The 13,371-nt window shown below is 69.2% G+C and carries 15 protein-coding genes; 8 read left to right on the plus strand and 7 right to left on the minus strand.

Features of this window, described 5'->3' with window-relative positions; translation table 11 throughout:
• Positions 1-1,029: a LacI family DNA-binding transcriptional regulator gene (locus BM172_RS17875; RefSeq protein WP_035323062.1), complete on the minus strand. Its 1,029-nt coding sequence runs from the start codon at positions 1,027-1,029 to the stop codon at positions 1-3.
• A 394-nt stretch (positions 1,030-1,423) separates the two neighbouring features.
• On the opposite strand from BM172_RS17875, the gene BM172_RS17880 reads away from it, so the two are divergent.
• The 6 genes from BM172_RS17880 (at position 1,424) to BM172_RS17905 (ending at position 5,783) form a co-directional block, all read left to right on the plus strand.
• A complete protein-coding gene (locus tag BM172_RS17880; RefSeq protein WP_026634736.1) occupies positions 1,424-1,879 on the plus strand; it encodes an SPFH domain-containing protein in 456 nt (151 codons plus the stop codon).
• A 159-nt stretch (positions 1,880-2,038) separates the two neighbouring features.
• Positions 2,039-2,683, plus strand: coding sequence for a 16S rRNA (guanine(527)-N(7))-methyltransferase RsmG (gene rsmG / locus BM172_RS17885; protein WP_026634737.1), 645 nt, complete (start codon positions 2,039-2,041; stop codon positions 2,681-2,683).
• A gap of 87 nt (positions 2,684-2,770) precedes the next feature.
• The gene (locus BM172_RS17890; RefSeq protein ID WP_026634738.1) at positions 2,771-3,628 is read left to right on the plus strand and encodes a ParA family protein; all 858 of its coding nucleotides are present in this window, start codon (positions 2,771-2,773) and stop codon (positions 3,626-3,628) included.
• Positions 3,629-3,630: 2 nt separating this feature from the next.
• Positions 3,631-4,500 (plus strand): ParB/RepB/Spo0J family partition protein, encoded by an 870-nt coding sequence (locus BM172_RS17895; protein ID WP_026634739.1) that lies wholly within the window; start codon positions 3,631-3,633, stop codon positions 4,498-4,500.
• Between the two features lie 104 nt (positions 4,501-4,604).
• Complete coding sequence (locus BM172_RS17900) at positions 4,605-5,321, plus strand: glycosyltransferase (RefSeq protein WP_026634740.1); 717 nt, start codon at positions 4,605-4,607, stop codon at positions 5,319-5,321.
• 87 nt (positions 5,322-5,408) lie between these two features.
• A complete protein-coding gene (locus BM172_RS17905; RefSeq protein WP_026634741.1) occupies positions 5,409-5,783 on the plus strand; it encodes a DUF488 domain-containing protein in 375 nt (124 codons plus the stop codon).
• On the opposite strand, the gene BM172_RS17910 is transcribed toward BM172_RS17905, so the two are convergent.
• Together BM172_RS17910 and BM172_RS17915 are read right to left on the minus strand one after the other, a co-directional pair.
• Positions 5,761-6,747 carry a patatin-like phospholipase family protein gene (locus tag BM172_RS17910; protein WP_051548508.1) on the minus strand — a complete coding sequence of 329 codons (987 nt, stop codon included), beginning with the start codon at positions 6,745-6,747 and terminating at the stop codon, positions 5,761-5,763. The genes BM172_RS17905 and BM172_RS17910 overlap by 23 nt on opposite strands.
• Positions 6,748-6,766: 19 nt before the next feature.
• Positions 6,767-7,750 carry a helix-turn-helix transcriptional regulator gene (locus tag BM172_RS17915; RefSeq protein WP_026634742.1) on the minus strand — a complete coding sequence of 328 codons (984 nt, stop codon included), beginning with the start codon at positions 7,748-7,750 and terminating at the stop codon, positions 6,767-6,769.
• 238 nt (positions 7,751-7,988) lie between these two features.
• On the opposite strand from BM172_RS17915, the gene BM172_RS17920 reads away from it, so the two are divergent.
• Together BM172_RS17920 and BM172_RS17925 are read left to right on the plus strand one after the other, a co-directional pair.
• Positions 7,989-8,732, plus strand: coding sequence for a hypothetical protein (locus tag BM172_RS17920; RefSeq protein ID WP_143096546.1), 744 nt, complete (start codon positions 7,989-7,991; stop codon positions 8,730-8,732).
• Between the two features lie 99 nt (positions 8,733-8,831).
• On the plus strand, positions 8,832-9,665 hold the full coding sequence (locus tag BM172_RS17925) for a DUF481 domain-containing protein (RefSeq protein ID WP_026634744.1): 834 nt from the start codon (positions 8,832-8,834) through the stop codon (positions 9,663-9,665).
• A gap of 60 nt (positions 9,666-9,725) precedes the next feature.
• On the opposite strand, the gene hemC is transcribed toward BM172_RS17925, so the two are convergent.
• The 4 genes from hemC to BM172_RS17945 all read right to left on the minus strand — a co-directional run bounded on the left by hemC (position 9,726) and on the right by BM172_RS17945 (position 13,240).
• On the minus strand, positions 9,726-10,646 hold the full coding sequence (hemC, locus tag BM172_RS17930) for a hydroxymethylbilane synthase (protein ID WP_026634745.1): 921 nt from the start codon (positions 10,644-10,646) through the stop codon (positions 9,726-9,728).
• Positions 10,647-10,756: 110 nt separating this feature from the next.
• Complete coding sequence (locus tag BM172_RS17935; RefSeq protein ID WP_026634746.1) at positions 10,757-11,461, minus strand: LytR/AlgR family response regulator transcription factor; 705 nt, start codon at positions 11,459-11,461, stop codon at positions 10,757-10,759.
• A complete protein-coding gene (locus tag BM172_RS17940; protein WP_026634747.1) occupies positions 11,442-12,512 on the minus strand; it encodes a sensor histidine kinase in 1,071 nt (356 codons plus the stop codon). The genes BM172_RS17935 and BM172_RS17940 overlap by 20 nt, the downstream gene beginning before the upstream one ends.
• A 62-nt stretch (positions 12,513-12,574) precedes the next feature.
• On the minus strand, positions 12,575-13,240 hold the full coding sequence (locus BM172_RS17945; RefSeq protein ID WP_026634748.1) for an alpha/beta hydrolase: 666 nt from the start codon (positions 13,238-13,240) through the stop codon (positions 12,575-12,577).
• Between the last annotated feature and the right edge of the window lie 131 nt (positions 13,241-13,371).

The raw sequence follows: 13,371 nt of genomic DNA on the forward strand, positions 1-13,371 counted from the left end.
TCAGTCCGAGGCCGCCGCTTTGCTTGCGTGGTTGCGCGCGCTCGACGCACGCACCATCAACTCCGCCGGTATGCGCACATGCACAGGCGCCGCCGCATCGGCGTCGCCATCGATCTGTCCGGCGAGCTGATCGAGTGCGGCCTTGCCCAGCTCGGCGATGCGCACGCCCGCCGTCGTCAATGCCGGGCTGACGTAACGCGCCATCGGCACGTCGTCGAAGCCGGCCACGGCAATGTCTTCGGGAATGCGCAGGCCGGCTTCGCGGATCGCGGCCATGCAGCCGATCGCCATCATGTCGTTGGCGGCGAACACCGCATCGGGACGCGGGCTCATCGCGACCAGGCGCTGGCCGGCGCGGTAGCCGGAGGCTTCGTCGAATTCGCCGGGCAGCACGATCGGTGGCACGCCCGGCATGCGAGCGGCCAGCGCGTCGCGATAGGCCTGTTCGCGCTCGGCCACGTCGTGGTTGCCGACCGGGCCCTGGATGAAGGCGATGCGGCGGTAGCCTTCGCCGAGCAGGTGCTCCACCACCAGGCGCGCGCCGCCGGCGTTGTCCACCGACAGGGCGGCGTAATCGTCGCGCTCCAGCACAGTGTTCATCAGCACGGTGGGCAGGCCCACGGGAAGGTTCTGGCGCAGGAAGGCGGCGTCGGCGTGCGGCGACATCACCAGCAGGCCGTCGACGCGACCCTGCATGGCGCGCAGCGCGGCGGCGGCTTCGGCGGAGCCGTCATGCGAGCTGGAGACCAGCAGCTGCAGGCCGTGCACGCGGGCCGCCAGGTCGATGCCGCGGATCAGCTCCGAGAAAAATTCACCATAAAGGTCCGGCAGCAGCGCGCCGATAGTGTGAGTACGGCGGGTAATCAGGCTGCGCGCGGCACCGTGGGGGATGTAACGCAGGCGGGCGGCGACTTCGCGGATGCGCTCCAGGGTCTCGGCGGTTACCCCGCCATGGCCGTTGAGCGCGCGGGAGACGGACGCCACGGACACCTTGGCCTCGCGTGCCACGTCTTTGATGGTCACACCCATTGCCGCTCCAGGTAGGTCCGGATTCGCCGGGAGGGCAACGTAAACGTTTTCATCGCTGCTTGTAAAGCTTTTGCAAATCAAGGACTTTGCTGCATCGCAAAAAATTCGTCGGCCGGAAGTTCTAGCGCTCGACGTGGTCGGCTTAAGGAAAAGCCGCCAAAAACCGTTCTCCGTGCCACGAAGGCCGTGCTGTGGCACCGCAGCACAAGCGGACGGAACAAACCCGAAGGAACGAGGCTTGCTTTGCATTTCGCGGGGTTAGCCCTTTCGGGGGATTGTAAAAATCCATAAGGCCGCAGTTAAATCACGGTTAATCCCCGTGTCATCCGGCGGATGTAACATGTATTTGCTGCGTACATGAGAATACGCGTGTAACTAACTGAAGTATAAGATCATGATTGCTCTGCTATCGATCATTCTGGTCCTGATGGGACTTTCCATAAGCGCCGTCAAGCGCGTACCCGCCGGCCAGGTGGTCAGCGTCTATCGCCACGGCAAGCCGCGCCGGCTGCTGCAGGAAGGCACGCACATGCTGGTGCCGGGGCTGGACCGCGTAGGGCATCGGATCAACCTGGGCGGCCAGGTGCTGGAATTCCGCGAGCCGCTGCCGAATGCGCATGACGTGCGCGGCACGGTGTACTGGCAGGTGCTGGAGCCGGAGCGCGCCGATGCGGTGATCGACCAGGCCGACCAGCTGATCCGCGGCGGCGCCCTGGCCGCGCTGCGCGAGGATCCGGCCGCCGCCGAAGCCGATCGCCGCGACCTCGGCGCCCGCCTGAAGCTGGCCATGAACCAGGCGCTGCGCGACCGCGGCGTGATGGTCACCCGGGTGGAGCTGGATTTCGCCTGAAGCCATACGCGAGGCAGCCTTCCAAAGAGCGCCCGCGAAAAAAGGGGAACTTGAGACTCTTTGAAACCCGCTACGGCGGGTTTTTCTTTGGGCGAAAAGCTGGCGCCGCAACCGTTGCGCCCGGATACTGCCGCCCTTTTCGCCACGCAGGATCCGTCCATGGCCGACCGCGCCGCACTGCAGACCCAGCTGGAACGGGGCATCGCCGCGCTGGGCTTGGCCGCGCTGGGCTTGAACCTGCCCGACGGCGCAGTGCAGCGCCTGCTCGACTACCAGGCCCTGCTGGAGCGCTGGAACGGCACTTACAACCTCACCGCCGTCCGCGATCCGGCCGAGATGGTCACGCGCCACCTGCTCGATTCGCTGGCGATCCTGCCCTATGTGCAGGGCCAGACCCTGGCCGACCTCGGCACCGGTCCCGGCCTGCCGGGTATCGTGCTGGCGATCGCCGCGCCGGGCAGGGAGATCCTGCTGGTGGATTCCAACGGCAAGAAGGTCCGCTTCCTGCGCGAGGCGATCCGCGCGCTCAAGCTCGACGGCGTGCGCGCGGTGCAGTCGCGGGTGGAGGACGTGCAGGGCCAGTTCGACTGCATCACCGCCCGCGCCTTCGCCACCCTGGCCGACATGCTGGGCTGGGGCGGGCATCTGCTGGCGCCGGAAGGGGTGTGGCTGGCGATGAAGGGCAAGCGGCCGGACGATGAGCTGCCCGGCATCCCCGCCGGCTTCGCGCTGCGCGGCACGCATGTGCTCAACGTGCCCGGTTTGGACGCGGAGCGTCACCTTGCGGTACTGGGCCGGGCCTGAGCCTGCGGGCAGCGCGCAGCCCTGTCGGAGCGGGGTTCCGATGGTAACCTAGCCCTCTTTTCCCACGTTCACGGCATCGACGACACCATGGCTCGCATCATCGCTGTCGCCAACCAGAAGGGCGGCGTCGGCAAGACCACCACCGCCGTCAACCTTGCCGCGGCGCTCGCCGCCGCCAAGCGCAAGGTGCTGCTGGTCGATCTCGATCCGCAGGGCAACGCGACCATGGCGTCCGGCGTGGACAAGCGCGTGGCCAAGCCCAACGGCTGCGAGGTGCTGCTGGACGAAGCGCCGATCGAGCGCGCCATCGTCACCACCGAGGCGCATTACGACCTGCTGCCCGGCAACGGCGACCTGACCGCCGCCGAGCTGAAGCTGATGGACGCGATCGCGCGCGAGATGCGCCTGAAGGAACAGCTGGCCAAGATCGCCGACAAGTACCACACCATCCTGATCGACTGCCCGCCGACCCTGCACCTGCTCACGCTCAACGCGCTGTCCGCGGCGGACGGCCTGCTCATTCCGGTGCAGTGCGAGTACTTCGCGCTGGAAGGTCTTTCCAGCCTGCTCGACACGGTGAAGGCCGTGCGCCAACGCCTGAATCCGCACCTGGAGATCGAAGGCCTGCTGCGCACCATGTACGACGTGCGCAACAACCTCGGCAACGAAGTCTCCGCGCAGCTGACCACGCATTTCGGCGACAAGGTGCTGCGCTCGATCATCCCGCGCAATGTGCGCCTGGCCGAGGCGCCCAGCCACGGCCAGCCGATCCATCTCTACGACCGCAGCTCGCGCGGCGCCATCGCCTATATCGGCCTGGCCGGCGAAATCATCCGCCGCGAGCGCGGCCTCGCCGCCGGCGCCGCCGCCGAAGCGGCCCTGCCGCCGCACGACGACAGCAGCGCAGTGGCGATCGACGCCGCCGCCGACATTCACCAGGAGTAAGCATGGCCGCAGCGAAGAAACGAGGCCTCGGACGCGGGCTCGACGCCCTGCTTGGCGGCGGCGACGACGCGCCCTCGGTGATCGAGCAGGAAGGCGAGCTGCGCATGTTGCCCATCCAGTACATCCAGCCCGGCAAATACCAGCCGCGCCGGCACTGGAACGACGAGGCACTGGACGAGCTGGCCGCCTCGATCAAGGCACAGGGCCTGATCCAGCCGGTGGTGGTGCGCGAGATCGGCAAGAACAGCTACGAGCTGATCGCCGGCGAGCGCCGCTGGCGCGCCGCGCAGCGCGCCCAGCTGAGCGAACTGCCCGCGCTGGTGAAGGACGTGCCCGAAGTGGCCGTGCCGGCGATGGCGCTGATCGAGAACATCCAGCGCCAGGACCTCACCCCGCTGGAAGAAGCCGATGCGCTCAAGCGCCTGATCGACGACTTCGACCTCACCCACCAGCAAGCCGCCGAGGCCGTCGGCCGCTCGCGCGCCGCGGTGTCGAACCTGCTGCGCCTCACCGAGCTGCCCAACTCGATCAAGCGCCTGCTCGACGAGGGCAAGCTGGAAATGGGCCATGCCCGCTGCCTGCTGACCCTGCCCCAGCACGACGCCGAAGGCCTGGCGCTGGAAGCCGCCCGCCACGGCTGGAGCGTGCGCGAACTGGAAGACGCCGCCCGCCGCGCGCAGACCGCGCCCAAGGGCAAGGCCAAGAGCGCCGCCGCCGCGCGCGACCCCAATGTCGACGCCCTGGAGCGCGAGCTGGCCGAGCGCTTCGCCACCCGCGTGGAAGTCGCCCATGGCCGCGGCGGCCGCGGCAAGCTGGTGATCCACTACCACAGCAACGACGAGCTGGAAGGGATCCTGGGCAAGATCCGCTGAGCGGGAGCCCGGGACGCGGCTCGCCGCCAGTGCCCCTACGCACTAGAATGCGCCCCCGGGGCGCTGCGCGCCCTCCTTCCCGCAAGAGCTAAAGGCTGCCTCTCATGCCGCAACTGTCCGTGGTCGTGCCGGTGTTCAACGAGCGCGACAACATTCCGCCGCTGCTCGCCGAAATCGCCGCCGCGCTGCGCGGCAAGGTCGAGTTCGAGATCGTCTACGTGGACGACGATTCCAGCGACGACAGCGTGGCGGTGCTGGCGGCGGAGAAGGCCAGCTATCCCGAGCTGCGCATCGTGCGCCACCTGACCCGCAGCGGGCAGAGCACCGCGGTATGGAATGGCGTGCGCGCCGCCCGCTCGCCGTGGATCGCCACGCTCGACGGCGACGGCCAGAACGACCCCGCCGACATCCCCAAGCTGCTGGCCGCGCGCGACGAGGCGCCGGACGACGTGCGCCTGCTCGCTGGCTGGCGCACCACCCGCCGCGACAGCTTCAACAAGCGTATTTCCTCCAAGGTCGCCAACGCGGTGCGCTCGCGCATGCTGCGCGACGACACCCCGGACACCGGCTGCGGCCTGAAGCTGTTCGAGCGCGAGGTGTTCCTGCGCCTGCCCTACTTCGACCACATGCACCGCTACCTGCCGGCCCTGGTCAAGCGCGCCGGCTTCCAGAGCCGCAGCGTGCCGGTCGGCCATCGTCCGCGCACCGCGGGCACGTCCAAGTACGGCATGCTGGACCGCCTGTGGGTGGGCATCGCCGATCTGCGCGGCGTGGCCTGGCTGATGCGCCGGGGCAAGGTCACCCGCGTCGAAGAGCTTTAAACCCCGGGTTTTCCGCGGCGGCCGGCGTGTTCAACGCGTCCGGTCGGCGTATGCTCGTGGACCGGTTCCTTCCGCCCGGGCATCGCCATGAGCATCGCCATCAAGCGCGTCTACGAACCCATTGCCAAGAGCGACGGCAAGCGCGTGCTGGTGGATCGCCTGTGGCCGCGCGGCGTGAACAAGGACGAGATCGCTCTCGATATGTGGGCCAAGGAGCTGGCGCCCTCGGTCTCGCTGCGCCGCTGGTTCGGCCACGATCCCTCGCGCTGGGACACCTTCCGCCATCGCTATGCCACCGAGCTGGACGGCAAGACGCGCACCGAGCACTGGCGCGAACTGGTGCGCGAGGCGGCGCATCATCGCGTCACCCTGCTCTACGGCGCCAAGGACGAGGAGCACAACAACGCGGTGGCGCTGAAGGCCTATCTCGAGGCCTGGATCAAGGGCCACGGTCCCCATTGAGCGCGCGCTCGCCGTCGCCGAGATAATGCGGCGGCTTCCAGTCGGCCAACGAGATCCTGGCGCGCTCGCGGCCCAGCTCGATCAGTTCGCGTGCGCGGTAGAACTCGTAGGCCATGGAGATATTGCGCGGCAGCTGGATCAGCAGGTCCGGCGCGTATGCCGCCAGGCGCAGCCGCGCGAGGTTGGCCTGCATCAGGTCCATCGACTGCGCCAGCAGGTCGAGCATGCCCGGATCGCGCGGACGCGCGGTTTCCGTCTTCGGTTCGCCGTGCGGCACGAGCCGGCCGATGAACTCGCCGATGCGGTGGCGGTAGCCGTTCTGCGGTTCGATCGCATGATCGTTGGGCACTTCCGGCTTGGCCGCCTCGATCGCGCCGTCCACGCTCACCGCGAACAGATAGTCCGCCGGTTCGCGGATCAGCGGCGTCACCGGCACCGGATTGAGCAGGCCGCCGTCGACCAGCCGCCGCCCGTCCAGCAGCTGCGGCCGGAACACGGTGGGAATGGCGATGGAGGCGCGGATCGCATCGAACAGCGAGCCGCGGGTGAGCCAGATCTCGCGCTCGCGGTCCAGGTCGGTGGCCACCGCGGTATAGGCCAGCGGCAGGTCTTCGATCTGCGCATCGCCGATCAGCTCGCGCAAGGTGCCGATGATGCGCTCGCCCTTGATCAGGCCGCCGCCGGAGAAAGTCCAGTCGACCAGCTTCAGCACGTCCATCTTGGCCAGCGCCGAGACCCAGTCGCGATAGGCCTCCAGCTTGCCCATGGCGTAGATGCCGCCGACCAGTGCACCCATCGAGGTGCCGGCGATGGCGACGATCTGGTAGCCGTGCCGCTCGATCTCCTCGATCGCGCCGATGTGCGCCAGGCCCTTCGCGCCGCCCGCGCCCAGCGCGAGGGCTACCGTGGGCTTGCGCGCGGCGCCGGGTGCGGTCGCGGCATCGACGGGAAGCGAACTGCTCATGCGGCGGCGGCGAAAGCGCTCAGCGCGGCGCCTGCGCGTAGCCGCCCAGGGCGAGCTGCAGCTGGATCTTCAGCTCCTCGCGCAACGACAGCGGCGCGACCACTTCGGCATCGGGCCCGTACTTGAGCACGTCCATCAGCAGCTCCTTGGAATTGGAGTACGGCACCTGCAGTTCGTAACGCCCGTCGGGCAGCCAGATGCCTTTCTGCTGGGAATGCCAATGCTCGTCCGCCACCCAGCGCGCGGCGTGCTGGGAGAAGCGGATGGTGGCCCAGGCCTTGGGCTTGCCGGCGAAGATGCCGTAGCTGGAGGCGAGCATGTCGTTGAGTTCGGTGTCGGGCACGTCGCGCGCGGGCATGTCCAGCGCCATCGGCTCGGCGATGCGGTCCACCGCGAAGCTGCGCAGCGCCTCGCGATCGTGGTCCCACACGTCCAGGTACCAGTTGTCGCGGTAATGGGTCAGGCGCTGCGGCGAGACGGTGCGCTTGCTGTCGGCATTGGTGGTGCGCGCGCGGTAGCGGAAGCGCAGCTGTTTCCGCTCCAGCACCGCGCCGGCCACGATACGGAACACCTGCTGGTCGAGCTTGCGCTCGCCCCAGGCGATCACGCGGATGCGTTCGATCGGCATGGCCTTGCCGCTGCCCTGGTCGGACAGCAGGTGCTCGATGCGTGCCTTGAACGGCGCCAGTGCGCCGGCCAGCACGCCCGGGCCGCTGCGGCCGATCAGCTCGTTCAGCGCCAGCAGCGCGGCCAGTTCGTCCGAGGTCAGCCACAGGCCGGGCAGCTCGAAGCGCTCGCCCTCGCCGGCCGCATAGCGGAAGGCCGCGTGTTCGCCGCCGGCGCTTTCGATCGGCGCACCCAGCGCGTCGCGCAGGAAGGCGACGTCGCGGTAGAGCGTCGCGCGCGAGCACTCCAACTCGTCCATCAGGCGGGGGAGCGGTACTGGATAGTGCGCCGACTTCAGCAGCCGGTGCAGGGTGAGAATGCGCTCGTAGCGGTCCATGGCCCAGGTCGAGAAGGTGCGTAGCGTCGCCTAGCATGCGGATCGCCTGCGGCGGTCGCAAGTACGCAGAGTCTGGCATGCGCGGCCCCCATCGCGGCGTGAAATCGCCTAGACTCCGAAAGCTCACCTGGCCCCACTCGAGGATGCAGAGCGAGCCGAGATGCCCGGCGACCCCGCGCCCCACCACGATATAGCCGCCACGCCGCCCCAGCGGAGCCTGTTCGCCCGGGCGCTGCGGGTGTTGGCGGGCAGTGGCTACGGTTTGTGGCTGCTGCTGGGTTCGGCGCTGGCGCTGGGCCTGTATCCGGCCGGGCGTGGCGACGCCCTGGTGCCGCTGGCGCTCGGCGCCGTCCTGGTGAGCCTCGCGCCGCTGGCCGCCGCGCTGCGCCTGCCGCGGGTGCCGGAATGGCTGGGCTGGCGCTTCGGGCGCGGCAGCCGGCCCAACCGCAAGGCGATGCTGGCGATGGCCACTTATCTGCCCATGCTGGGCGTGGCGGGGCTGGCGCGCGGCGACAATCTGTTCTGGGCCACGCGCCTGTCCGCGGCGGCGCTGGCGTTGTGCAGCCTGGCCTGCCTGATCCATGCGCTGGACGGCGATGCCGGCGAAAGGCGCGGCCAGACCCTTGCCCGGGTCGTCTCGGCCGGCTACGCCGGCGGCCTCTGGCTGTGGCTGTGCCTGGCCGCGCAGCAAGGCAGCGTGCCGATGCCGATCAACTCGGTGCCGTGGATTTTCGCCCTGCAGCTGCTGGCGCTGCTGGTCGGCGGAATGTCCTGGCGACGGGACGGCCTGGCGCGCGGCTGGACCGGTCGCCTGCTGTTCCTGGCGCTGGTCTACCTGATTCCCGGCCTGCTCGTGCTGGCCCAGCTGCACGAGCCGGGAGAGCTGCTGCTGGCGCTGGCCGCAGTCAGCTGCGTGGTCGGCAAAAGCGTTGAACCGCGTCTATGCCGCGCGCTGCCGGCCCCCGGCGGAGGCGCCGCCTGAACCCCTTCGCAGCTTGGGCCGGCCGATTCACAACAAGTTCAAGCCGGTCCGCTAAGGTTTTTCCGATTACATTTGTTTAACGAACAAGACGGATCCCCGATGAGAAACGCCCTAATCACCAGCGCCCTGCTGGCCAGTCTGGTCAGCCTCACCGCCCACGCCCAGGATGCGGCGCCTCCCGCCGATCCCGCCAGCAACAGCAATCCTGGCGCCAACGGCGGCTGGAGCGGCTCCGGCGAATTCGGTTTCGCCTCGGCCCACGGCAACTCCCGCACCGAAAACGTCAACGCCAAGCTCGGCCTGAACCAGGAAAACGAGCTGTGGAAGAACAACTTCTTCCTCAACGGCATGCGCTCGAAGGGCGAAGTCCAGGTGCAGGATTCGGCCGGCAATACCATCGACCGCTTCAGCACCACCGCCAACCGCTACGACACCGGTGCCTCGGTGGGCTACAAGCTCGATCCGCGCAGCTACATCGTGGGTGCGCTGCGTTACGAGCATGACGATTTCGGCGCCAACATCTGGCAGGGCATCGTCTCGATCGGCTACGGCTATATCGCGCTGAAGACCGACCGCACCGAGCTCTCCTTCGAAGCCGGCCCCGGTTACAAGCGCTACCGCCCGGCCGACCGCACCGTGCAGGTCGACGGTGTGGACGTGAAGCAGCGCCAGGAGACCGAGAGCGAGGCCGTCGGCCGCGGCCTGGTCAACTACAAGTACCGGCTCACCGCCAATACCGCGCTGGAAGACACGCTGCTGCTGGAAGCGGGCTCGAAGAACCAGTACTACCAGAACGACATCGGCCTCTCGGTCAGCATGACCAAGAAGATGGCGCTGAAGGTGGGTTACCAGGTGCGCTACAACAGCGACGTGCAGCCGGGCACCAAGAACACCGACACGCTGATGACGACCAACCTGGTCTACAACTTCTAAAAACGACAGCGTCACCCGGACGCGTTTTCCACGGCCCCACTTCGGCGGGGCCGTTTCGTTTCAATGGCCGCCGAGAAAAGCCGCCGCGCCCTGCGCGAACAGCGCTTCGGCCACCTGGCGGCCGAGCGTTTCGGCCTGGTCGCTGTGGCCCTCGGCTTCGGCGCGCAGCAGGCGGCCGCTGGCGACGTCGCCGACCATGCCGCTCAGGTGCAGGCCGCGTTCGGTCACCACGCACCAGGCGCCCACGGGCACGGTGCAGCTGCCGCCCAGCGCCTGGTTCATGGCGCGCTCGGCGTCCACCGCCATGCGCGTATGTTCGTCGTCGAGCGCGGCGAGCAGGGCGAGCGTGGCCGGCTGGTCGCTGCGCGCCTCGATGGCGATGGCGGCCTGGCCCGGCGCGGGCAGCCAGTCCGGCGCGGCCAGCCGGCCGCGGATGCGCTCGGCCAGGCCCAGGCGCTCCAGGCCGGCGCAGGCCAGCACGATCGCGTCGTAATGGCCGGCGTCGAGCTTGCCCAGGCGCGTGCCGACATTGCCGCGCAGGTCCAGCAGGTTCAGGTCCGGCCGCAGCCCGCGCAGCAGCGCCTGCCGCCGCAGCGAGGAGGTGCCAACGCGCGCGCCCAGCGGCAGCGCGGCGAGGTCGGCGTAGTCGTTGCTGATGAAGGCATCGGCCGCATCCGCGCGCGGCAGCACCGCCGGCAGCACGAAGCCGGGCTCGAGCTCCGCGGGCACGTCCTTGAGCGAATGCACCGCCAGGTCCGCGCGCCCTTCCTGCATGGCGATTTCCAGTTCCTTGAGGAACAGGCCCTTGCCGCCGACCGTGGCCAGCGAGCGGTCCTGGATCTCGTCGCCGCGGGTGGTCATCGGCACCATTTCCACCGTCAGGCCCGGATGCGCGGCGCGCAGCTCGGCCGCCACGTGTTCGGCCTGCCACAGCGCGAGCGCGCTCTTGCGGGTGGCGATGCGCAGGATCGAAGGCGTCATGGGAGATTCTTGGCCCGGATGAAAGGGCGCCATTGTCGCGTAAACCGCCGCGCCCCGCAGGCCAATCGCCGCGCCGCATCGACGCAGCGCCGGATCGATGCGGGCGCGGCTCAGCCCATGCGCAGCAGCTTGCGCACCGCCGGCAGGTTGCGCCGGCTCACCTCGGGCATCAGCTCGGTGCCGCTCAGGCGGGCCAGCACGCGGCCGTCGCCCAGGGTCTTCAGGCCGAGCAGGCGCTGCGGCGGCACCAGGCAGTTGCGGTGCAGGCGGGTCAGCTGGTCCGGGTAAGCCTCTTCCAGCTGGCGCAGCGATTCCTCCAGCAGCAGCTGGCCGCCGCGATGCTGTACCACCACGTATTTTTCCTCGGCGAGCAGACAGATCACCTCCTCCAGCGCGATGCGCACCTGCTCGCCGCGCAGGCGGCCGAACAGATAGCTGGTCTCGCGCGGCGCCGCGGCCAGGCGCTGGCGCGCGCGCCGCAGCGCATCGCGCAGGCGGTCCAGCCGCACCGGCTTGAGCAGGTAGTCGACGGCGCCGAGCTCGAAGGCCTGCACGGCGTGATTCTCGTAGGCGGTGCAGAACACCACCTGCGGCCGCTCCTTGCCGGCCAGGCGGCTGGCGAGCGTCACGCCGTCGAGGCCCGGCATGTTGATGTCCAGCAGCAGGAGGTCCGGCTGGATGTCGGCGATCGCCGCCAGCGCCGCGTCGCCGTCGCCGACGCTGCCGGCGACCTCGACGCCTTCGCCGCATTCCTCGAGCAGGGCGGCCAGGCGCGCGCGCGCCAGCGGTTCATCGTCAGCGATCAGTACGCGCATGGGTATCTTCCGGAAGCAGCAGGCGCACCACGAAGCGCTCGCCCAGCGGGCCGGCGCTCACTTCGGCGCGCGGGCCATAACGATAGGCCACGCGCTGGCGCACATTGGCCAGGCCGTGGCCGTTGCCGCCCGTGGCGGGTGTGTCGGGCAGGGGATTGTCGATCTCGATCTCGATGGCGCGCTCCACGCGCCGCCCGCGCAGGATCACCTCGCCGCCTTCGCGCAACGGCTGGATGCCGTGGCGCACGGCGTTCTCCACCAGCGGCTGCAGCAGCAGGTGCGGTACCGGAAACGCGCCGGGCAGTTCGTCCAGCTCGCGCCGCACGCGCAGGCGCGGACCCAGGCGCAGCTGCTCGATCGCGAGGTAGCGCTCGATCAGCCCCAGTTCTTCTTCCAGCGTGCCGTCGCGCGCGTCGTGACGGCCGAGCGCAGCGCGGAACAGTTCGGACAGATCCTCTACCGTGCGCTCGGCCGCTGGCGGGTCCAGCCGGATCAGCGCGGCCACGGTATTCATGCTGTTGAACAGGAAATGCGGCCGGATGCGCGCCTGCAGCGCTTCGACCTGCGCCTGCGCCACCGCGGCCAGGCGCGCCTGCCACTGCGCCAGCACATAGAAATAGCGCAGCATCGCCGCGCCGAGCAGCGCGGCGATGGTGCTGTTGTCGCGCACGAATTCGAACGCGTCGCCGTGGCGGATCAGGCCCATCTGCAGTGCGCCGTCCATCCACGCGGCCAGCACGCTGGTGAGCGCCACGATCAGCAGCATCAGCAGCCACACCGCCGCATACGGCAGCAGGCCGTGCAACCGGCCGAGCGCGGGACGCAGCTTGCAGAGCGCCACGCCGGTGAGCATGGCGATCCATTCGGCGAACAGCATGCCCACGCTGTAGCCGCGCCAACCGCGGCTGCTTTCCGGCGCCAGCAGCATCACCGTGACGGTGAGCGCCGCCACCACCAGCAGCGCGAACAGCACCGGCGCGCTGCAGAAATCCGGCAGCGGGCTGGGCTCAAGGCCGGCTTGGGCAAGGCGTGGCTTGGCGGGTTGGCGCATGGACGCACAGTATGCCCAAGCCCATCGGCCCGGGCCGTGTCCTCGCGCCTGGCTTGGCGTACTCAGCCGATCAGGCGCTGGCCCATCCAGGTGCGCAGGTGGGCGATCTCCTCGGCGCATACCGAATGCGGCATCGCATAGGTATGCCATTCCACCGGATAGCCCAGGCCCTGCAGCACGTCGCGCGACTGCACGCCGCGGGTCAGCGGCACGATCGGGTCGGCGGTGCCGTGGCCCCAGAAGATCGGCGTGGTGGCGTTGGCCGCGCTGCGCTCGGCTTCGAACGAGGGCTGCATCGGCAGGTAGGTGGACAGCGCCACGATGCCGGCCAGTCGCCGCGGATGGCGCAGGCCGCCGGCCAGTGCGATCGCGCCGCCCTGCGAAAAGCCGGCTAGCACGATGCGCTCGTCCGGCACGCCGCGCTCGTTCTCGCGCGCGATCAGCTTCTGCACTGCCTCGATCGAGGCGCGCATGCCGGTTTCGTCCTGGCGCGAGGTGAGGTCGACGCCGGCGATGTCGTACCAGGCGCGCATCGGCATGCCGCCGTTCAAGGTGACCGGACGCACCGGCGCATGCGGGAACACGAAGCGCAGCCCGGGCCATTCCTGCGCCACCAGCTCAGGCACGATCGGTTCGAAGTCATGGCCATCGGCGCCAAGGCCGTGCAGCCAGATCACGCTGTGGGTCAGCCGGGTAGCGGTTTCGTGCTCGACGGTAGGCAGGGACATGCAGGGAGAGTTGCCGGTAGGGGGAGGGGCGGTCCGTCCGGATGGCCGCGGGGCCATCAAACGCACGATGCACGCAATCGCTTACGCGGAGCCGACGGGGGGCGGCTAGCCGGGCAAAACAGTCCGCCCTA

The organism is Dyella marensis (assembly GCF_900112865.1).
Lineage (GTDB): Bacteria > Pseudomonadota > Gammaproteobacteria > Xanthomonadales > Rhodanobacteraceae > Dyella_D > Dyella_D marensis_A.

Bases quoted from the DNA above. Each gene is read 5' to 3' on its own strand.
- BM172_RS17880 (WP_026634736.1), top strand. From the start codon at position 1,424: ATGATTGCTCTGCTATCGATCATTCTGGTCCTGATGGGACTTTCCATA.
- BM172_RS17890 (WP_026634738.1), top strand. From the start codon at position 2,771: ATGGCTCGCATCATCGCTGTCGCCAACCAGAAGGGCGGCGTCGGCAAG.
- BM172_RS17935 (WP_026634746.1), bottom strand. From the start codon at position 11,461: ATGCGCGTACTGATCGCTGACGATGAACCGCTGGCGCGCGCGCGCCTG.
- BM172_RS17915 (WP_026634742.1), bottom strand. From the start codon at position 7,750: ATGGACCGCTACGAGCGCATTCTCACCCTGCACCGGCTGCTGAAGTCG.
- BM172_RS17945 (WP_026634748.1), bottom strand. From the start codon at position 13,240: ATGTCCCTGCCTACCGTCGAGCACGAAACCGCTACCCGGCTGACCCAC.
- BM172_RS17925 (WP_026634744.1), top strand. From the start codon at position 8,832: ATGAGAAACGCCCTAATCACCAGCGCCCTGCTGGCCAGTCTGGTCAGC.
- BM172_RS17895 (WP_026634739.1), top strand. From the start codon at position 3,631: ATGGCCGCAGCGAAGAAACGAGGCCTCGGACGCGGGCTCGACGCCCTG.
- BM172_RS17900 (WP_026634740.1), top strand. From the start codon at position 4,605: ATGCCGCAACTGTCCGTGGTCGTGCCGGTGTTCAACGAGCGCGACAAC.
- rsmG (WP_026634737.1), top strand. From the start codon at position 2,039: ATGGCCGACCGCGCCGCACTGCAGACCCAGCTGGAACGGGGCATCGCC.
- BM172_RS17910 (WP_051548508.1), bottom strand. From the start codon at position 6,747: ATGAGCAGTTCGCTTCCCGTCGATGCCGCGACCGCACCCGGCGCCGCG.
- BM172_RS17875 (WP_035323062.1), bottom strand. From the start codon at position 1,029: ATGGGTGTGACCATCAAAGACGTGGCACGCGAGGCCAAGGTGTCCGTG.
- hemC (WP_026634745.1), bottom strand. From the start codon at position 10,646: ATGACGCCTTCGATCCTGCGCATCGCCACCCGCAAGAGCGCGCTCGCG.
- BM172_RS17940 (WP_026634747.1), bottom strand. From the start codon at position 12,512: ATGCGCCAACCCGCCAAGCCACGCCTTGCCCAAGCCGGCCTTGAGCCC.
- BM172_RS17905 (WP_026634741.1), top strand. From the start codon at position 5,409: ATGAGCATCGCCATCAAGCGCGTCTACGAACCCATTGCCAAGAGCGAC.